This is a genomic window from Pseudoalteromonas sp. FUC4 (genome assembly GCF_008370255.1).
Lineage (GTDB): Bacteria > Pseudomonadota > Gammaproteobacteria > Enterobacterales > Alteromonadaceae > Pseudoalteromonas.
Map to the genome: position 1 here is coordinate 1,328,090 of NZ_SEUI01000001.1, position 19,411 is coordinate 1,347,500.

12 protein-coding genes and 2 rRNA genes are annotated in these 19,411 nt (G+C 40.7%); 1 reads left to right on the forward strand and 13 read right to left on the reverse strand.

Annotated elements, in window-relative coordinates; translation table 11 throughout:
* Positions 1 to 63: 63 nt before the first annotated feature.
* From EU510_RS05935 to EU510_RS05960, 6 genes are all read right to left on the reverse strand, one after another.
* Positions 64 to 2,745, reverse strand: coding sequence for a DUF349 domain-containing protein (locus EU510_RS05935; RefSeq protein WP_149592664.1), 2,682 nt, complete (start codon positions 2,743 to 2,745; stop codon positions 64 to 66).
* Complete coding sequence (locus EU510_RS05940) at positions 2,735 to 3,016, reverse strand: YeaC family protein (RefSeq protein ID WP_007378333.1); 282 nt, start codon at positions 3,014 to 3,016, stop codon at positions 2,735 to 2,737. Before EU510_RS05940 ends, EU510_RS05935 begins: the two co-directional genes overlap by 11 nt.
* Before the next feature lies 1 nt (position 3,017).
* A complete protein-coding gene (locus EU510_RS05945; RefSeq protein WP_149592665.1) occupies positions 3,018 to 3,344 on the reverse strand; it encodes a hypothetical protein in 327 nt (108 codons plus the stop codon).
* Positions 3,345 to 3,483: 139 nt separating this feature from the next.
* Entirely contained in the window at positions 3,484 to 4,986 is a 1,503-nt protein-coding gene (locus EU510_RS05950) for an alanine/glycine:cation symporter family protein (protein WP_149592666.1), read from the reverse strand.
* Positions 4,987 to 5,364: 378 nt separating this feature from the next.
* Positions 5,365 to 6,492 (reverse strand): carboxypeptidase family protein, encoded by a 1,128-nt coding sequence (locus tag EU510_RS05955; protein ID WP_149592667.1) that lies wholly within the window; start codon positions 6,490 to 6,492, stop codon positions 5,365 to 5,367.
* Between the two features lie 183 nt (positions 6,493 to 6,675).
* The gene (locus tag EU510_RS05960; RefSeq protein WP_149592668.1) at positions 6,676 to 8,118 is read right to left on the reverse strand and encodes a glyceraldehyde-3-phosphate dehydrogenase; all 1,443 of its coding nucleotides are present in this window, start codon (positions 8,116 to 8,118) and stop codon (positions 6,676 to 6,678) included.
* A gap of 174 nt (positions 8,119 to 8,292) precedes the next feature.
* Here EU510_RS05960 and EU510_RS05965 point away from each other — a divergent pair, with 174 nt between their 5' ends.
* Complete coding sequence (locus EU510_RS05965) at positions 8,293 to 9,093, forward strand: DUF2989 domain-containing protein (protein WP_024596170.1); 801 nt, start codon at positions 8,293 to 8,295, stop codon at positions 9,091 to 9,093.
* Positions 9,094 to 9,330: 237 nt separating this feature from the next.
* On the opposite strand, the gene ihfA is transcribed toward EU510_RS05965, so the two are convergent.
* The 7 genes from ihfA to EU510_RS06000 form a co-directional block, all read right to left on the reverse strand.
* A complete protein-coding gene (ihfA, locus tag EU510_RS05970) occupies positions 9,331 to 9,630 on the reverse strand; it encodes an integration host factor subunit alpha (RefSeq protein ID WP_002960690.1) in 300 nt (99 codons plus the stop codon).
* A gap of 2 nt (positions 9,631 to 9,632) precedes the next feature.
* Positions 9,633 to 12,020: a phenylalanine--tRNA ligase subunit beta gene (gene pheT / locus EU510_RS05975; protein ID WP_149592669.1), complete on the reverse strand. Its 2,388-nt coding sequence runs from the start codon at positions 12,018 to 12,020 to the stop codon at positions 9,633 to 9,635.
* A 15-nt stretch (positions 12,021 to 12,035) separates the two neighbouring features.
* Positions 12,036 to 13,016 carry a phenylalanine--tRNA ligase subunit alpha gene (pheS, locus tag EU510_RS05980; RefSeq protein WP_039486289.1) on the reverse strand — a complete coding sequence of 327 codons (981 nt, stop codon included), beginning with the start codon at positions 13,014 to 13,016 and terminating at the stop codon, positions 12,036 to 12,038.
* Positions 13,017 to 13,361: 345 nt separating this feature from the next.
* The gene (gene hda, locus EU510_RS05985) at positions 13,362 to 14,072 is read right to left on the reverse strand and encodes a DnaA regulatory inactivator Hda (RefSeq protein ID WP_002960693.1); all 711 of its coding nucleotides are present in this window, start codon (positions 14,070 to 14,072) and stop codon (positions 13,362 to 13,364) included.
* Positions 14,072 to 15,127: a DUF2066 domain-containing protein gene (locus tag EU510_RS05990; RefSeq protein ID WP_149592670.1), complete on the reverse strand. Its 1,056-nt coding sequence runs from the start codon at positions 15,125 to 15,127 to the stop codon at positions 14,072 to 14,074. The genes hda and EU510_RS05990 overlap by 1 nt, the downstream gene beginning before the upstream one ends.
* Before the next feature lie 432 nt (positions 15,128 to 15,559).
* Positions 15,560 to 15,674: ribosomal RNA gene (rrf, locus tag EU510_RS05995) — 5S ribosomal RNA — on the reverse strand.
* Positions 15,675 to 16,044: 370 nt separating this feature from the next.
* Positions 16,045 to 19,184, reverse strand: a 23S ribosomal RNA gene (locus EU510_RS06000).
* Between the last annotated feature and the right edge of the window lie 227 nt (positions 19,185 to 19,411).

Sequence of the window (19,411 nt, forward strand, 5' to 3'; positions counted from 1 at the left end):
ATAAAAAAGCCGCTATTAAAGCGGCTTATTAAAATAGTAACCAGCACATTTATGCTGGTTTTATTAAGCTGCAAGTGTCGCTTTAAGTCGCGTTAGTGTGTCAGGTTCAACTGAACCGTCACTGAGCGCTAATAACTGTTTTAAATAATAGTTTAAATCAGCATGATCGCCACGATGTTTGTCATCTAGCATGGCTACTTGCTCTGCCATTCTAAGTGACTTATCGGTTGAACTTACGTTCGCTAGTATTTCCATGCGCGTAATAAGTTGCTCTTTACTTAATGTTGTTTTAAGCGGTGCTTGATACTGACTTGGTAACGCTTCATTATTCTCAAGTGCAGTAATTAATGCATCTAAATTAGCTTGCTCAGATTTACTTGTAAGCAATGCAAGTTTATCGTCAATAGCAGCTAGTAACTTAGTAACCCTTGGCGCTAACGATCTAAATTGCGTGTACCCTTTCACTTTTGTTTCTAGGTCGTGCAACTGTGCTCTTTGATTAACATCACTAAGTGCTGCTTCAAGCTCAGCAAGTTCTGCAATTGCTTGTTTATCAGACTCGTTTTGCTCGAGTTTTTGCTGCTCAAACTCACTACTACGCTTAGTAAATGTTTCATCGTTATACTGACGAAACTTCTGCCATAACGCATTTTCAGCCTTTAAACCAGCAAAGCCAATGGTTTGCCATTGCTGCTGCATTTGCTTCAACTCTTGACAAGCAGCCGCTAAATCTTCGCTTTGTGATAATTGCAGCGCTTTTTCCACTAGTTCATTTTTAAGTGCTGCATTACTTTTATGAAATGCGTTTAATAAAGCCAGTACTTGTTGTTGCTCATTTTTATAACGATCGTTTAGTGTACGGTATGTCTTAGGGTCAACCTTACCCACACTGCGCCACGCTTTATTTAAACGATTGTATTGGCTTTCATATTGCTTCCAATCAAAGTCATCCTCAGCAGTTGGCTGTAAATGGAGCGCATGCATGTCGTTAATAATACTTTCACGCTGTGCTTTAGATGCTTCTCGTTGTACTTCTTGCTCTGCGAAGTAACTACGACAAGGCGCAAATAACAGCTCGATTTGTTCATCAAATTGCACGCCTTGTTGCTTTTCTTCATCTGTATCTAAACGACCTAACTCATTCCAACGTTTACGTAGCGCTTTTACTTGCTCTGCACGTTGTTGTGGGTCTGTACACTCTTCGCTTATCAATGCACTTACTTCTTCTAATAAAGCTTTACGCTTTGGTGCTGCTGCATATTTTTGCCAATCTTTAGCATCCGCAAGTTGCGCTTCAAGGTCTGCTTTTATGTTTACAAGTGGCTGCTGGTATTGCTCAGTAAGTGTATCAAATAACTCTTCAAAGCCTTTAAACACACCAAAAGCAACATTAAAACGACCTTCTTCAATTAGGCGTTTAACATCACGGGCTTTGCGTTTTGCTTGGCTTTGGTTTTTTTCAAGTGGCTTAACTAGCTCATTCATTGGTACTAAAAATTGCTTTTTATGCGCATTTAACTGTGTTTTAAATGTACTTTGCAGTGCACCATCTAAAATATTTAAATGATTACGCGCTGCTTTAAAGCCATTATTAAATTCAGTTAGCGTTGCATCGTATTGCGTTAAATCTTCTGCTGGTTTAATCTCGCATAATGATGCAAAAGCGAGTTTGTACTCTTTAATAGCCGTTGTTAACTCGGGTAACTTAGCAACTTGAGTAAATAACTTTTCTAACTTGCTTACAGCGAGTTTCGATTGTGCATTATTAGCAAGTTCTGTTTCGCTAATAGCTTGCTTAGCTTGCGCTACTTTTGCATCAAGCCAATCTTGTTGAATTTGCTCTGGCGTTTCAAGGCCAAGCTGTAAGGCATTTTCAATTTCTTCACCCAAAGCTTCAAGTGTTGCAAGTGCTAATAATTGACGCTGTTGTTGCGCTAATTGCTGCTGCTCTTTGTCATGTACTGCTTTTAGCTGTTCAATGTGTGCATCTAGCTTAGTAGTAATAGAAATATATTTTTCATCAAGCAGCTTAACGCGCTCATCGCTTAACCATTTAAGCTCAAGTGCTTGCCACTGTGCCATTAAATCGCCGGCTTGTGGATTTACAACACCAAAATCTGTTTTTTCACGTAAAGCATTTAACTTAGCTAAAATAACACGTGTTGCACTTTCAACCTGAAGTGGCATTTCAATTGCTAAACGCTCATTTTCAATATGTGTTTCAAGTTCTGCTTTTGCATCACCTTTTGCATGTTTTACTAATGGCTTAATTAATTGATGGGTAATAACAAGATCAACTAACTGAGTTTGTAGCTCTTCGCTACCTTCTTTAAATGCTTTTTCTACTAACTTTGGATTTGCTAAACGTTTTAATAATTTAACGCGTACTTGCAGTTCTTTTTCTGCAAATGCTAACTTTTCGAGTGTTTTAACAGGTGCAAAACGCTCTATGTATTCACTTTTGATTTGCGCTGTTAGTGTACTTTCGCTATTTAAAACAGCATTAGATATTTGCAGCTCTGCTATATCTTTTAATGCTTGATCTTGTTTATACGCTTTCCACCAAAGTGGCAAATTGTTTACCTTTTGCAGTGCTTTACGGCGAATTTCAGCGGAGCTATCTTCAAGTGCTAACGTGTTTAATATGGTTGCATCACGTTCAATGTCTAATTTTTCGATAGCATCAAGACGTACTTGTTGCTTTGGGTGTTTCCACTTAGGTGTAAAAAGGTGCTTAAAGATCATGTTCACTAAACCTAGCTATTTCGTTGTCTGATTTGAATTCTTTTTGTAGTTGAGCTTTTGTCTTTTGGATCATTTCACCATTAGCACCAATCGTAAATTGCTCGTTTGATTGAGCCACCTTTGCTTGATACAACATAACCAACTGCACTGTTTGTTGCTTTTGTTCATCTGATAAAACGGTACCATCTGGCCACTTGCCAGTAGAAGCACCGTATTGTAAGCGTTCGAATAATTCGGGAGTAATATTTTGTACAAGATTGTCAATATTCATGTCATTTTTTCTTTTTTAGAGTCACTAAAATAATACGATTTATAAGGTACCAGATACAGCCTATGCCTATTGCGGCAGTGAAAGCATACCACTGAAGTGTTTCTTCTTGCGGTTGTAAAAAGTACAAACAGAAAAAACCACCTAAAAATAAGATAAGCGCCAAAAAGGAGTGATTTATAAACATCTGCTTTTTTTTAATTCGCTGTTCGCGCTGAAGTTGTAAAACTTGCTCGTCGTTTAGCTCTGCAATGTTGCTTTCGCAATGCGGACATTGCTTATGTTTATCTGAAATTGATTTTGCACATTTTGGGCAACGAATAATCGCCATACTTCTCTCCATACTACGCATAAAAAAAGCGCCTTTCGGCGCCTTTATTGTACTTGTTTTATTTCTCGTTGTCTTTTTTGAATTCAAACCAACAACTGATTTAGGGGCTATAATTTTATAAGTTGCCCACTAAGTTTAGTTACTCAGCGTCTTTAGACTGTTTTTCTAGACGCTTTTCCCAAAACGAGGCGTTTTTAATCCCTAATTTAACTGGGTCAAATGTGATTTTTCCGCCTTTTTTCTTCTGATCCTCATAATCGCTCAAACATAACAAAGCAGGCTTAGCTACAAAGAAAATAGCTAAAATACCCAATATGTTAATCCAAGCCATTAAGCCAACGCCAATATCTCCAATAGTCCAAATATAACCTGAATTATTAACCATACCGTATGCAACCATAAACATAATCACAAATTTCACAAGAACAAGCGGGATATTGCCTTTAAAGTAACGATTTAAGTAAGCAATGTTTGTCTCTGCAATAAAGTAATAAGCAAGTATTGTGGTAAAGGCAAAGAAGAACAATGCAATACCGACAAATGCTTGTCCAAAGCTGCCAAATACACTAAATAAAGCCATTTGAGTAAAGGCTGCTGATCCTACTTCAGTCGCTGCATCGACATTTTGTACAATAAATTGCCCTGCTGGTAGCTCACCCACAATGTTGTATTGCTGCGTTATTAAAATCATTAATGCTGTTGCAGTACATACAAAGAGGGTATCAACATAAACAGAAAAAGCCTGTACTAAACCCTGTTGAGCTGGGTGATCAACTTCTGCTGCAGCTGCTGCATGAGGCCCAGTACCTTGGCCAGCTTCATTAGAATATATACCACGTTTAACGCCCCAACCAATAGCAGCACCAAAACCTGCCTGCGCAGTAAATGCATCATTAATAATTAAATAAAATATATCGCCCACTTTATCTAAATTTAAAAATACCACGATTAGTGCCAGTACTATGTAACCCAGTGCCATAAATGGCACTACTATTTGCGTAAAGTTCGCAATACGTTTTATACCGCCAAAAATAATAAACGCTAAAACAATAAGGATGATTGCTAAAGCGACTAATTTAAAGCTACCTACATCACCAAAGCTAGTAGAAACCATGTTGCCATTGCCAAACACTTGGGTAAACGCATTACCTACCGCATTTGCTTGTACACCAGGTAGAAAAACACCACAGGCAATAATTGCCGAAACAGCAAACAAAATAGCTAGCCATTTTTGCCCTAAACAACGGTCGAAATAATACGCTGGGCCACCACGATATTGCCCGTTTTCTTCTGTTTTATAAATTTGGCCTAAAGTAGACTCTGCGAATGCGGTACTTGCGCCTAAAAAAGCAACAACCCACATCCAAAAAATTGCGCCTGGCCCGCCAAAACCAATAGCCGCTGCAACACCTGCGATATTACCAACACCTACACGTCCAGATAACGAGACTGCAAGGGCTTGAAAAGATGAAATACCTTTATCAGACGTGTTAGGACTAAATAATAACTTACACATTTCTTTAAAATGTCTAACTTGAGCAAATCGAGTTAATACTGAATAAAACAAGCCTGCGCCTAGGCATAAATAGATGAGTGCATTACTCCAAACAACATCATTAACAGCACTTACAAAAGCTTCCATGGATATCCTCTATAGTTATATTTATTATTTTTAATTACGAGACTCTGCTTTAGCTACTACGCTACATAAACTTTACGAAATAAGGTTTTACCTCACCCGTCCCGACTCATGATTTAATTAATCTTAACTTAAGTAACCTAACTTTGTTAACACTTAATTTTCAAAATATATAATTACACACTTGGCGAAAGGCACTACATCTGTAGTATTTAAATGAAAGTAGATTGATTTGTACCGATACGGTGATGATACGCAGCGAAGAAGCGTTGAAAACGTTTTAAGAATAAAGCTGCTATATGATTATTATTTTTTATACAAAGGGTTTTATTAAAAGCAAAAAGGGTATCAAAACTATTGATACCCTTTTAGATAAGCGTTTTATCTTAAATCATCAACAACATTGACAATAGCCGCTAATGTATCTTGACCAAATTGATACGAGCGACGGTCTGACCAGCCATAATCTGGATCAGGTAAATCGTTGTTGTCTTTAAATGGCATTTCAATTGTGTACGTTAATGCTTTGAATTCCTCAGCCGTAGCTGATGAACCTACCGTTAGGTTAGCCTGACCTGGCTCATCTTTTGGATAGCCATGCTCATCTTGAAATTCTGGTGTAATAGTTAAAAGCGCAGCTTTAAAGCTATCTTCTAAGCCTTTTAAGCGTTCATCGTAACTTGGAATACCTTCACTGCCTGCCACAAAGTTATATGGGATAGCTTCATCGCCGTGTATGTCTAGGTGCATATCTAGGCCAGCTTCGCGCATTTTATTTAGTACTAGGTAAACCTCAGGACTATTTTCCATGCTTGGTGTTTGCCATTCACGATTTAAGTTAACGCCTTTAGCGTTAGTACGAAGGTGTCCGCGTGCGCTGCCATCTGGATTCATATTTGGCACAACGTAAAATACTGCTTTTGATAAAAGCGCAGCTGCATGTGGGTCTTCGTCATCAAGAAGTTTGTGCAGTAGACCTTCAACATACCACTGCGCCATTGTTTCACCTGGGTGTTGACGTGCTGTGATCCAAATGGTTTTCTTGTCTTCACTTGGCTCACCAATTTTAAGCACACTCATATCGCGGCCATCGAGTGTTTCACCAAGCGTTATTAATTGGCAAGCGCCTTGGCTTTGTGCCCAAGATAATAGATCTAAATGGCGGTCGTAACTGTATGGTGCAAAGTAAGCAAAATATACGCTGCCGCACTCTGGTTCAATTTCAAAGCTTAATGTGCCATTTTCATAGCTTGATGGTACACGAAACCATGTTTGGCGGTCATATGATGCAACGGCTTGATACCCTTCCCAACCATCTGGGTAAGCTGATTTATCAAGCTCATTAATATTTAACTTATGCAATTGGTAAGGTGTTGTTTCAATACGAAAGTGAAACCACTGATAAAATTCAGACTGGTGATCTTTATTAATTTCTAATTGAATATTTAAAGGATCGGTGGCTTCAATAACTTTGATATTACCACTGTCGAAATTGCTGCTGATTTTCATGAAAAAACCTTTAGGTTGAATAAGTTTATCTGCTTATTAATTCACAGAACTGACATTATTTTATAAATAGTAAAACGAATGTGCACTTTCTTAATTAAAGCCTATCACAAGGCATACGCTTTAAAAATAATACACCACCAAAAAAGCCAGCAACATGCTGGCTTTTAAGTCACTGCAAATAAATTAGCGAGGTAAGCTTGGGAATGACACTTCGGCCATATCGCGCATACAACGAACTACTTGGCAGCTGTAACCAAACTCATTGTCGTACCATACATATAAAACAATACGGTTATCTTCAACAATCGTTGCTTGTGAATCAACAACACCTGCGTAACGGCTACCTACTAAATCGGTAGATACAATTTCCGTTGATGCAGTGTAATCAATTTGATCACGTAAGTCTGAATGAAGTGCTGTGTCGCGTAAAAATGCGTTTAGCTCTTCAACTGATGTGCTCGTTGCTAAGTTAAGATTTAAAATAGCTAGCGACACATTAGGTGTAGGTACGCGGATTGCGTTACCTGTTAACTTGCCTTCAAGCTCTGGTAATGCTTTTGAAACCGCTTTTGCAGCACCTGTTTCAGTAATTACCATATTAAGTGCTGCGGCACGGCCACGGCGCTCTGCTTTGTGGTAGTTATCGATAAGGTTTTGATCGTTCGTGTACGAGTGTACAGTTTCAACATGGCCATTATTGATACCAAACTTATCGTTTAGTGCTTTAAGCGTTGGTGTAATTGCATTGGTTGTACAGCTTGCTGCACAAACAATTTTATCTTCAGGTAAAATATCTTTGTTATTAACACCATATACGATGTTTTTGATATTACCCTTTGCAGGAGCTGTTAATAATACTTTTGCAGCGCCCTTACACTCTAGATGCTGGCCAAGGCCCGCTTCGTCTTTCCAAATACCGGTGTTATCAACAATTAATGCATTGTCAATACCGTATTGAGTGTAATCAATTTCGCTAGGAGAGTTAGCGTAAATAACTTGAATGTAGCTACCGTTAGCTTTAATTGCATTGCGTTCTTTATCAATCGTGATTGAGCCATTGAATGGACCGTGAATTGAATCACGACGCAGTAAGCTTGCACGCTTTTCAAGATCCCCATCTTTACCACCACGCACAACAATAGCGCGCAAACGTAAATCTGAATATGGACCTGATTTTTCAATTAATAAGCGCGCTAATAAACGACCGATACGACCAAAACCATACAATACTACATCGCGTGGCTCTTTCGCTGGTGAGTCTGTTATTTCTGCAAGTTCATCTTTTACAAACTCTTCTACTGAACGACCTTTTGCGGCTTCAGTGAACAAATAACTATATGCAAGCTTACCAATATCAATACGTGCTGAGTTTAATTCCATTTTGCCGATAGCTTCTAAAAATGGGAAGCTTTCGCGCAAACGTAATTTAGTGCCTTCAAACTGAGCAACGGTTTTGTGAGATTTAATAATATCGATAGTACTGGCATTTACGAGAGGGCGGCCATATACAGCGATTTCGATACCACGATTACGGTAAAGCTTACCAATGATTGGTTGCATGCTTTCTGCGTAATCTTGGCGCTCTTGCCAACTATTTGTGTATTCTAACTCGTGAGATGAGGTCATTTTATTTACCTAAGTTTATCATTTTGAACGGATAGCCTTTAAAAATGCACTATATTTTGAGAGTAATGCACTTCAGGCAGGGCTATTCTAATTTAAACTGAAGTTATTCTCTACTGTTAGGCGTTAAATGATTGCGTTAGAATAACAAAGTAAATATTCATTTGGGGTTAAGGAATGCTTAAAAAAGCAAGTGTACTATTGGGTTTGCTAACGTTGGCAGGGTGTGAAGAGCCATTGACACTCGCACAAGTGTGCAAAGAAACACCTGGCTTTTGTAGCGACTTAAACAAAGACAGTCACTGTAAAGATGAGCGTTCTGATGTAATTATCAAACGCTACATTGAATACAAAGACCCTACTGATGAAAATAAATACCAATTACTCAAAGACTTTGAATCTTATAACCAATGCATAACTTTAGCCGCTAAAATTGAACATATTAAGTTAAAAGCTAAAAAAACGTCACGTATTGATGGTCAATTAACGAGTATTAAAGAAATGACTCGGTTATACCAAGATACCCAAAATACAAACCACCCAGGTTTGCTCTACTACCAATGGTCACGAAATAACAACCAAAGTGCGTTGACTAAATTATTGGCTATAGAAAATGATAAAAGTGTAACGCAAAGTGCCGAAATGCAATTTTTTTTAGCATCGTACTATATTAAGTTTGATGATGAAAAAACCATTGATTTACTTTATAAAACTCTTGAGCTCAATAAAAAAGACAACATACCGAATCCGGAAGTGTATACATCACTTATTAGTCTTTTTTATAAACATGATAAATTTAAGCACGCATATATATTTTCTAAAGTAGCGCAAATGTCGGGGATTGAAAATATTGATGTGTTTGAAATTGAGCAGAAATTAGTCGCAAATGGTAAAAGCTTAGATAGCCTAGATGTACTTGCAGAGCAAACATTTCAGCAAATAATGGCAGGTGATTTTGTATCTCCTCGAGAGTTTTAATTTATAACCGCAAAAATAAACTAACACCAATCGGCTTATGTATGGGGTCTATTTAACGTTAAGGAAATTACGCTAGAACTAGGCAAAATTTTTGTATCTAGTTGTTCTAAATAAAAATTTTTAACGACGTAACAGTGCAATTTAATTAGTTAAATTTATCAAAAATTTATGCAGGTTGGTATAATTTAACAACTAGGTTATTCAGGCAAATAAAAAGGCAGCTTACGCTGCCTTTTTTTATTTTGCTTTGCTTGTGCCCACTTCTACGCGGGTTTTAAGCTTTTGACCTGGTCGAAAAGTCACCACGCGACGTGCCGAAATAGGAATATCTTCGCCTGTTTTCGGGTTGCGGCCTGGTCTTTCTTTTTTGTCTCGAAGATCAAAGTTACCAAATCCAGAGAGCTTAACCTGCTCGCCTTTTTCTAGCGCTGAGCGGATTTCTTCAAAAAACGCTTCAACTAAATCTTTGGCATCTTTTTTATTGATCCCGAGCTTTTCAAATAGGTGTTCAGCTATGTCGGCTTTAGTAAGCGCCATATCTAGTCCCTCAACGATGCATTAAACTGTTCGGCCAATTCGGCCACCACGTTATCAACTACTAGATTGATATCTTTCTCTTCGAGTGTTCTATCAACCGCTTGCAGTGTTAGAGCAATCGCCAAACTCTTATAATTTGGCTCAATACCTTTGCCCTTATACACATCGAATAAGTTTAGGTCAACCAATTGATTTCCGCCAACTTTTTCGATCACGCTTAAAATGTCGCCAGATTTAACGCTGTCTGCCACTAAAATCGCGATGTCGCGGCGATTTGAAGGGAATTTAGACACCCCTTCTGCTTGCGGTAAATTTCTTTTTTCTATTGCTGACATTTCAATTTCAAAAACAAAAGTTGCGTTGTTGATATCTAACGACTTTTGAGCTTGAGGATGTAAAGCACCAAAAAAACCAACCTTTTTGCCATCAACATATATTACTGCTGATTGACCTGGGTGAAGTCCATCTGACTGCTCGGCTTTAATTTCAAAGCGAGTAATGTCATTGGTAATTGCAAGTAAGGCTTCAACATCACCTTTTAGGTCGTAAAAATCAACATTACGTTTTTCTTCAACCCAATGCTCGCCATTTACAAGGCCTGTTATAACACCGCCAATAACCGGTACTTGGTAAACACCGTTTTCTGCACTTTCGTCGCTTATAAATTTAAGACCATGTTCGAATAAACGAATACGAGGCTGTTGGCGATTTTGGTTATACGCTACAGACGCTAATAAACCCGGCATTAAACTTACACGCATCGCTGACATTTCAATTGAAATAGGATGTGGCAATACCATTGCTTTACACTCTGGGTGTAAAATAGCTTGTGCTTTAGGGTCAACAAAGCTGTATGTAATTGCTTCTTGGTAACCACGAGTCACAAGCGTATTGCGGAACTTGCTAAGCGCAATAGTTGCTTCATTATGAGTCGTCATTTTAAGTTTTGCAGTTGGCGCAACATTTGGAATGCTGTTGTAACCGTAAACACGTGCTACTTCTTCAATTAAATCTTCTTCGATGCGAATATCAAAACGGTAGCTTGGTACGTCCGCACTCCAGCTTTCATTTTCTACTTTAACATCAAGACCTAAACGCGTAAGAATATCTGTTACTTTAGCATCTTCAATATGATGCCCAATAACACGGTCTAAACGTGCACGACGAAGACGTACTTCAGTCACTTTTGGTAGTTTATCAGCCGCAACAGCTTCAACGACTGGACCTGCTTGACCACCCACAATTTCAAGAAGAAGTGCTGTTGCACGTTCCATTGCATCGTGTTGTAGAGCAAAATCAACACCGCGTTCATAACGATGTGAAGCATCAGTGTGTAAACCGTAGCTACGTGCTTGCCCTGCGATTGCTACAGGATTAAAAAATGCGCTTTCAAGTAATATATCAGATGTTTTATCTGTAACACCTGATTGCTCACCACCAAAAATACCTGCAATTGCAAGTGCTTTGTTATGATCGGCTATCACAAGTGTTGTGTCGTTTAATTTAGCGGTATTACCATCTAATAAAACAAGTTCTTCATCTGCGTTTGCACTACGAACTTTAATACCACCTTCAATCGCATTTAAATCAAACGCGTGCATTGGGTGACCAAGTTCAAGTAATACATAATTAGTAACATCAACTACTGGGTCGATTGAACGTACGCCACTGCGACGTAGCTTTTCAACCATCCAAAGCGGTGTTTCTGCATGAAGGTTAATGCCCTTTATCACACGACCAAGGTAACGAGGACATGCATCTTCGTTAACTAGCTCAATTGATACTTTGTCATCAATTGTTGGCGTAACCGCTGGGATATCTAATACATTTACGTCAATGCTGTTTAAAACACCTACTTCACGAGCAAGGCCTTTTATACCTAAGCAGTCACCACGGTTTGGTGTTAAGTCAACATCAATAATATTATCATCAAGACCTAGGTAGTCACGTAAATCAGTGCCTACTGGTGCATCGCTTGGCAATTCCATAATGCCGTCGCCTTCTTCGCTAATACCTAGCTCAACAAAAGCACATAGCATTCCGTTTGAAGGTTGGCCGCGTAGTTTGGCTTTTTTAATTTTAAAGTCACCAGGCAGTACAGCGCCCACAGTTGCAACAGCAACTTTAATACCTAAACGACAATTTGGTGCACCACACACGATATCAAGTAGCTCATCGCCGCCTACGTTAATTTTGGTAACACGAAGTTTATCTGCATCAGGGTGTTGTCCACATTCAACAACTTCACCAACAACTACGCCATTAAATTTGGCAGCAGCAGGCTCAACGCCATCAACTTCTAGACCAGCCATTGAAAGCTGTTCCGAAAGAGCTTGCGTATCAATAGCAGGATTAACCCACTCTCTTAACCACTTTTCACTAAATTTCATTTTATTGTTTCACTCTTAACGGAACTGGTTCAGGAATTTTAAGTCATTTTCGAAAAATGCACGCAAATCGTTTACGCCATAGCGCAACATAGTTAAACGCTCTACACCCATGCCAAAGGCAAAGCCGGTGTATTTTTCTGGGTCAATACCCACAGACTTAAGTACATTTGGATGTACCATGCCACAGCCTAGTACTTCTAACCACTTACCGTCTTTACCCATAACATCTACTTCAGCTGAAGGTTCTGTAAATGGGAAGAATGAAGGACGGAAACGAATTTCCATATCTTCTTCAAAGAAGTTACGTAAAAAATCATGCAAAATACCTTTAAGCTCAGTAAAGCTAACATCGGTATCAACCATTAAACCTTCAACCTGATGGAACATTGGTGTATGTGTTTGATCGTAATCGTTACGGTATACACGTCCAGGTGAAATAATGCGCAGTGGTGGCTGCTCAGTTTCCATAGTACGAATTTGCACGCCACTAGTTTGTGTGCGTAGTACTAATTTAGGATTGAAATAAAAGGTATCATGATCAGCACGTGCTGGGTGGTGCTCAGGAATATTTAGCGCATCAAAGTTATGAAAATCGTCTTCGATTTCTGGACCAGATTTAACTTCAAAACCTAACTCACCAAAAAAGCTTTCTATACGCTCAATAGTGCGCGTCACTGGGTGTAAACCACCGGTAGGCATAACACGACCTGGCAAAGTTACATCTATAGTTTCAGCAGCTAGCTTTTCTTCAAGTGCTTTACTTGCAAGCAATTCACGCTTTTCGTTAATAGCAACTTGCACATCTTGTTTAGCTTGGTTTATAACTTGGCCTGCTTCTTTACGTTCTTCAGGTGCTATTTTGCCTAACGTTTTAAGTAAGCTAGTGATTTCGCCTTTTTTACCAAGGTAATTAACCCTGATATCTTCTAACTGCGCTATTTCACTGGCACTGGCTACCGCCTCAAGTGCTTGCGCTAATATGTTTTCTAAGTTCATTCGATACCTGATCTTTCACAGAAGGTGATTGCTTAAGAGCGTGTTGGCCTTTCAAGATTGCTTTTCAACTGTGTGATTGGCTATTAAATAAGGTCAAGCATTGGGCTGTAGTTTCCTACAAAAGTCATGCAATAACGCCTAATATAGACCAAACACGTGTTGTTCGAAGTGTTTATCTTGAAGGCTATTTTCTTTGTTGTTTGGGTTTTGCATATAAAAACTATGCTAATGTCCTCACAACGCGATTAAAGCACCCTTAAGTTAAACAAATTCCAATCAGGAAAGGTAAACACGCTCTGATAATAGCTTATGATAACTGAAAGCAGGGTCTAGATTCTAGACCTACTACAGCTTTAACGTTGATTTTATAAAAGGAATAGTTAATTTTCGCTGTGCAGCCATGGATGCATGATCTAATTTGTCGAGTACATCTAATAAAGCTCGCATATCACGGCTTAAACGGGTTAATAAAAAGCGTGCACACTCATCACTTAATTCAAGGCCGCGCATGTGAGCGCGCTTAACAAGTGCTTGTGCTTTATCATCATCACTCATAGAACGAATTTGAAAGGTTGTTCCCCACGTTAAACGAGACTCTAAATCAGGCAGAGATATATTTAGCATGCTAGGAAGTAAATCAGCAGTTACTACTAACATTTTACCGGGTTCGTTAAACCGGTTAAAAAAGTTAAATAGTGCTTTTTCCCACGCATCATTCCCTGCAACTAAATGCACGTCATCAATACATAGAACATCTAACGCTTCTAAACCGTCTAATACCATTGGTCCAAAGTCAATTACTTCGCGCATAGACAGCAGCATATTAGATAAGCCACGCTCTTGTGCTTTAATGCAGGTTGCATATAAAAGGTGAGACTTGCCCGAATCACCTAAACCACATAGGTATGTATACTGAAAAGTTTTTGCTAATTTAGAAAAGCTATCTTTTAGGTGATTAACCTCCAAAGAGTCTTCTCCACCAAAATACGATGCAAATGTTTCGTCATCCGGTAAAGTAACCGGTAGTGCCATTTGCATCGGCTCAGACATTAGCATTATGGTGTTACCCATTGATACTCTAAGCTATTTTTATCAACAACATGATAAAATGCGCGTGGATCCTCATAATCTTTAAATGAAGAGTCTAGCCCTAACCCTTTTTTAAGATCACTCAAGTTACCAGTATGATTTAGTTTAAATTCAACAAATTCCGGTGTTTTACGAACAATTTTGACTTGTGTTACAACACTTAGGCTCAATAATCTTCGTTTCGCTAATTCTATATCAACAAAACTTTGTGTGCCTTTTAGCGTGAGCGTAGCAGTTGCTTGTTCATAATAAGCATTTGGGTCAATTGCATACTCGCTTGCAAGGCCTCGAGCTAAGGTGTCAATCATCTGACTAACTATTTGCTGTTTATCACCCGTTAATCTATTTGAATCAAATTGATCATCATTAGTAAAACGCCAATCTAAAATCCAATTTTCGCTATCTGCTTCTTTATACATTCTTGCTGTAATACTTCGCTCAGCACTGTAGCGTCTAGAGGCCTCTTCTACTGGTTCAGAAAAGTTACCCCATACCTCAGGAATACCTACTAGACGTCGATCTTGTAAATCAAGTAATGGAACAACGACAGGTAAACCACGACGCCCTGCTTTGTCATAAATTAACTGCTCTAACTGCGGGTAACTTTCTTGTGTTACTAATTCTCTGCGCCAATTGTCTTCAATACCTAACCATATTGCGACTAATGGACGTTGTACTCCCCATAAAGGTAAGTTTAACTCTTTAATTAGCGCGTTGATCTTTCGAGCTTCAAATTTAACAACGAGTTTCAATTGTCCGTTTGCTCTCTCGTCATATTCAAACTTAAGCATATAATCAGAAATATCTTTAGTACGTTGCTGCGCTAATTTATTTTGATCTGCAGTTTCATCACCGCTTACTTTAACTAAAACATTAAGCAAAGCTTTGCGACTCGCCGCTAATCGAATATCTCGTGTTTTGTCATCCACTTTTAAAATATCTTGATATAGATCAGTTACTTCAACTGCCGACACAGAAAAACAAAATAAAATGGATATGGCGCTAATTAATAATCTATACACAGGCTGTTAGTTCTTGGTTTTAAACTGATTTGATCCTAAATCAAAGACAGTAACAAAGCAAAATTAAATTTGTTATCTAAGGAAATGAGAGTAATTAGCTTTTATAGAAAGTAAAAAAGATTAAATTAACGTCAGGAGTCGCTGCGCTCGCCCGACCTACGTGATAGGTGTTGTGTGAGTGGATGTTAATTGCGCACATTTCACTTTTCTGCAGACGTAAAAAAGCCCGACTCTTTCGAATCGGGCTTTCTACAATTTGAGGTCGGTGCGCTACGCAGTAGGATGTCGTAGTGCCCACAGCGGTGGAGAGCCACAGTGCAAATGCTACACTCTCTTTGTATCGAGATATGAATGTGTTAATTGCGCACATTTTACTTTTCTCCAGACGTAAAAAAGCCCGACTCTTTCGAATCGGGCTCTCTACAATTTGAAGCCTGGTAATGTCCTACTTTCACATAGCAAATGCTACACTATCATCGGCGCTGTTTCGTTTCACTACTGAGTTCGGCATGGAATCAGGTGGGTCCAAAACGCTATTGTCACCAAGCAAATTAGGTGCAAAGAATTAATGACAAGCACGTAGTGCTACCATTTTCTTTGCGCAAGGTGCCTCAATGTTAACGCTACGCGCTAAGAGTCACCTCTTGAATTTGGAAAATATCTGATAATATTTTTTAAGTCTTTCAGTAAATATCTACTTTAGTCATATTAACTTCTGTCAAACTGTCGCATAAAACGCGTTTGGCGTTGTATGGTTAAGCCTCACGGGTAATTAGTACAAGTTAGCTTAATGGCTCACACCACTTCCACATCTTGCCTATCAACGTTGTAGTCTTCAACGGCCCTTCAGAGACTTTAAAAGTCTAGTGAGAACTCATCTCGAGGCCTGCTTCGCCATAAAACGCGTTTGGCGTTGTATGGTTAAGCCTCACGGGTAATTAGTACAAGTTAGCTTAATGGCTCACACCACTTCCACATCTTGCCTATCAACGTTGTAGTCTTCAACGGCCCTTCAGAGACTTTAAAAGTCTAGTGAGAACTCATCTCGAGGCCTGCTTCGCGCTTAGATGCTTTCAGCGCTTATCAGTTCCGAACGTAGCTACCGGGCAATGCCATTGGCATGACAACCCGAACACCAGCGGTTCGTTCACTCCGGTCCTCTCGTACTAGGAGCAACCCCTCTCAATTCTCAAACGCCCACGGCAGATAGGGACCGAACTGTCTCACGACGTTCTAAACCCAGCTCGCGTACCACTTTAAATGGCGAACAGCCATACCCTTGGGACCGACTTCAGCCCCAGGATGTGATGAGCCGACATCGAGGTGCCAAACACCGCCGTCGATATGAACTCTTGGGCGGTATCAGCCTGTTATCCCCGGAGTACCTTTTATCCGTTGAGCGATGGCCCTTCCATTCAGAACCACCGGATCACTATGACCTACTTTCGTACCTGCTCGACGTGTCTGTCTCGCAGTTAAGCTGGCTTCTACCATTACACTAACCGTACGATGTCCGACCGTACTTAGCCAACCTTCGTGCTCCTCCGTTACTCTTTAGGAGGAGACCGCCCCAGTCAAACTACCCACCAGGCACTGTCCGTAACCCCGATTCAGGGGCCAACGTTAGAACATCAAAACTACAAGGGTGGTATTTCAAGGACGACTCCAMMAMAACTAGCGTCKCWKCTTCAAAGTCTCCCACCTATCCTACACATGTAGGTTCAATGTTCAGTGCCAAGCTGTAGTAAAGGTTCACGGGGTCTTTCCGTCTAGCCGCGGGTACACAGCATCTTCACTGCGATTTCAATTTCACTGAGTCTCGGGTGGAGACAGCGTGGCCATGGTTACACCATTCGTGCAGGTCGGAACTTACCCGACAAGGAATTTCGCTACCTTAGGACCGTTATAGTTACGGCCGCCGTTTACCGGGGCTTCGATCAAGAGCTTCTCCCTAAGGATAACCCCATCAATTAACCTTCCGGCACCGGGCAGGTGTCACACCGTATACGTCATCTTGCGATTTTGCACAGTGCTGTGTTTTTAATAAACAGTCCCAGCCACCTGGTCACTGCGGCTCCCGTCCGCTTAGAGAGCAAGTCTCATCACAGATAGGAGCGTACCTTCTCCCGAAGTTACGGTACGATTTTGCCTAGTTCCTTCACCCGAGTTCTCTCAAGCGCCTTAGTATTCTCTACCTGACCACCTGTGTCGGTTTGGGGTACGATTCCATATAATCTGAAGCTTAGAGGCTTTTCCTGGAAGTATGGCATCAATGCACAGTGCTGTGTTTTTAATAAACAGTCCCAGCCACCTGGTCACTGCGGCTCCCGTCCGCTTAGAGAGCAAGTCTCATCACAGATAGGAGCGTACCTTCTCCCGAAGTTACGGTACGATTTTGCCTAGTTCCTTCACCCGAGTTCTCTCAAGCGCCTTAGTATTCTCTACCTGACCACCTGTGTCGGTTTGGGGTACGATTCCATATAATCTGAAGCTTAGAGGCTTTTCCTGGAAGTATGGCATCAACAACTTCATCACCGTAGTGACTCGTCTCGTGTCTCAGTCTTAATAGCAACCCGGATTTACCTAAGTCACCAACCTACTCACTTTCACATGGACTACCAACGCCATGCTTGTTTAGCCTGCTCCGTCCCCCCATCGCAATTATATCGAGTACAGAAATATTAATCTGTTTCCCATCGACTACGCCTTTCGGCCTCGCCTTAGGGGTCGACTTACCCTACCCTGATTAACATGGGATAGGAACCCTTGGTCTTCCGGCGTGGGAGTTTTTCACTCCCATTATCGTTACTCATGTCAGCATTCGCACTTCTGATACGTCCAGCATACCTCCCGGTACACCTTCAACCGCTTACAGAACGCTCCCCTACCACTCAGAATAAATTCTGAATCCGCAGCTTCGGTGCATAGTTTAGCCCCGTTACATCTTCCGCGCAGACCGACTCGACCAGTGAGCTATTACGCTTTCTTTAAAGGATGGCTGCTTCTAAGCCAACCTCCTGGCTGTCTGGGCCTTTCCACATCGTTTCCCACTTAACTATGACTTTGGGACCTTAGCTGGCGGTCTGGGTTGTTTCCCTCTTCACGACGGACGTTAGCACCCGCCGTGTGTCTCCCGGATATTACTTTACGGTATTCGGAGTTTGCAAAGGGTTGGTAAGTCGGGATGACCCCCTAGCCTTAACAGTGCTCTACCCCCGTAAGTATTCGTCCGAGGCTCTACCTAAATAGATTTCGGGGAGAACCAGCTATCTCCCGGTTTGATTAGCCTTTCACTCCTAGCCACAGGTCATCCCCTAACTTTTCAACGTTAGTGGGTTCGGTCCTCCAGTTGATGTTACTCAACCTTCAACCTGCCCATGGCTAGATCACCGGGTTTCGGGTCTATACCTTGCAACTAGTCGCCCAGTTAAGACTCGGTTTCCCTACGGCTACCCTATTCGGTTAACCTCGCTACAAAATATAAGTCGCTGACCCATTATACAAAAGGTACGCAGTCACCCAACAAGTGGGCTCCTACTGCTTGTACGTACACGGTTTCAGGTTCTATTTCACTCCCCTCACAGGGGTTCTTTTCGCCTTTCCCTCACGGTACTGGTTCACTATCGGTCAGTTGGGAGTATTTAGCCTTAGATGATGGTCCACCTATATTCAGTCAAAGTTTCACGTGCTCCGACCTACTCGATTTCACTTAAAATGTCTTTTCATGTACGGGACTATCACCCTGTATCGTGGCACTTTCCAGAGCCTTCCATTAACACAYAATAAGCTTAAGGGCTGTTCCGATTTCGCTCGCCGCTACTTTCGGAATCTCGGTTGATTTCTTTTCCTACGGGTACTTAGATGTTTCAGTTCTCCGCGTTCGCCTCGTTAACCTATGTATTCAGTTAACGATACCTGCAAGCAGGTGGGTTTCCCCATTCGGAAATCCTAGTCTCAAGCGCTTTTTACTAGCTTGACTAGGCTTATCGCAAGTTAATACGTCCTTCATCGCCTCCAACTGCCAAGGCATCCACCGTGTACGCTTAGTCACTTAACCATACAACCCAAACGGGTCTTTGTTTTTAGATGTTTCAGTTCTCCGCGTTCGCCTCGTTAACCTATGTATTCAGTTAACGATACCTGCAAGCAGGTGGGTTTCCCCATTCGGAAATCCTAGTCTCAAGCGCTTTTTACTAGCTTGACTAGGCTTATCGCAAGTTAATACGTCCTTCATCGCCTCCAACTGCCAAGGCATCCACCGTGTACGCTTAGTCACTTAACCAT

What these genes read in the sequence shown, in the direction of transcription:
- EU510_RS05935 (WP_149592664.1), bottom strand. Translation starts at nt 2,745, where the DNA reads ATGATCTTTAAGCACCTTTTTACACCTAAGTGGAAACACCCAAAGCAA.
- EU510_RS05940 (WP_007378333.1), bottom strand. Translation starts at nt 3,016, where the DNA reads ATGAATATTGACAATCTTGTACAAAATATTACTCCCGAATTATTCGAA.
- EU510_RS05945 (WP_149592665.1), bottom strand. Translation starts at nt 3,344, where the DNA reads ATGGCGATTATTCGTTGCCCAAAATGTGCAAAATCAATTTCAGATAAA.
- EU510_RS05950 (WP_149592666.1), bottom strand. Translation starts at nt 4,986, where the DNA reads ATGGAAGCTTTTGTAAGTGCTGTTAATGATGTTGTTTGGAGTAATGCA.
- EU510_RS05955 (WP_149592667.1), bottom strand. Translation starts at nt 6,492, where the DNA reads ATGAAAATCAGCAGCAATTTCGACAGTGGTAATATCAAAGTTATTGAA.
- EU510_RS05960 (WP_149592668.1), bottom strand. Translation starts at nt 8,118, where the DNA reads ATGACCTCATCTCACGAGTTAGAATACACAAATAGTTGGCAAGAGCGC.
- EU510_RS05965 (WP_024596170.1), top strand. Translation starts at nt 8,293, where the DNA reads ATGCTTAAAAAAGCAAGTGTACTATTGGGTTTGCTAACGTTGGCAGGG.
- ihfA (WP_002960690.1), bottom strand. Translation starts at nt 9,630, where the DNA reads ATGGCGCTTACTAAAGCCGACATAGCTGAACACCTATTTGAAAAGCTC.
- pheT (WP_149592669.1), bottom strand. Translation starts at nt 12,020, where the DNA reads ATGAAATTTAGTGAAAAGTGGTTAAGAGAGTGGGTTAATCCTGCTATT.
- pheS (WP_039486289.1), bottom strand. Translation starts at nt 13,016, where the DNA reads ATGAACTTAGAAAACATATTAGCGCAAGCACTTGAGGCGGTAGCCAGT.
- hda (WP_002960693.1), bottom strand. Translation starts at nt 14,072, where the DNA reads ATGCTAATGTCTGAGCCGATGCAAATGGCACTACCGGTTACTTTACCG.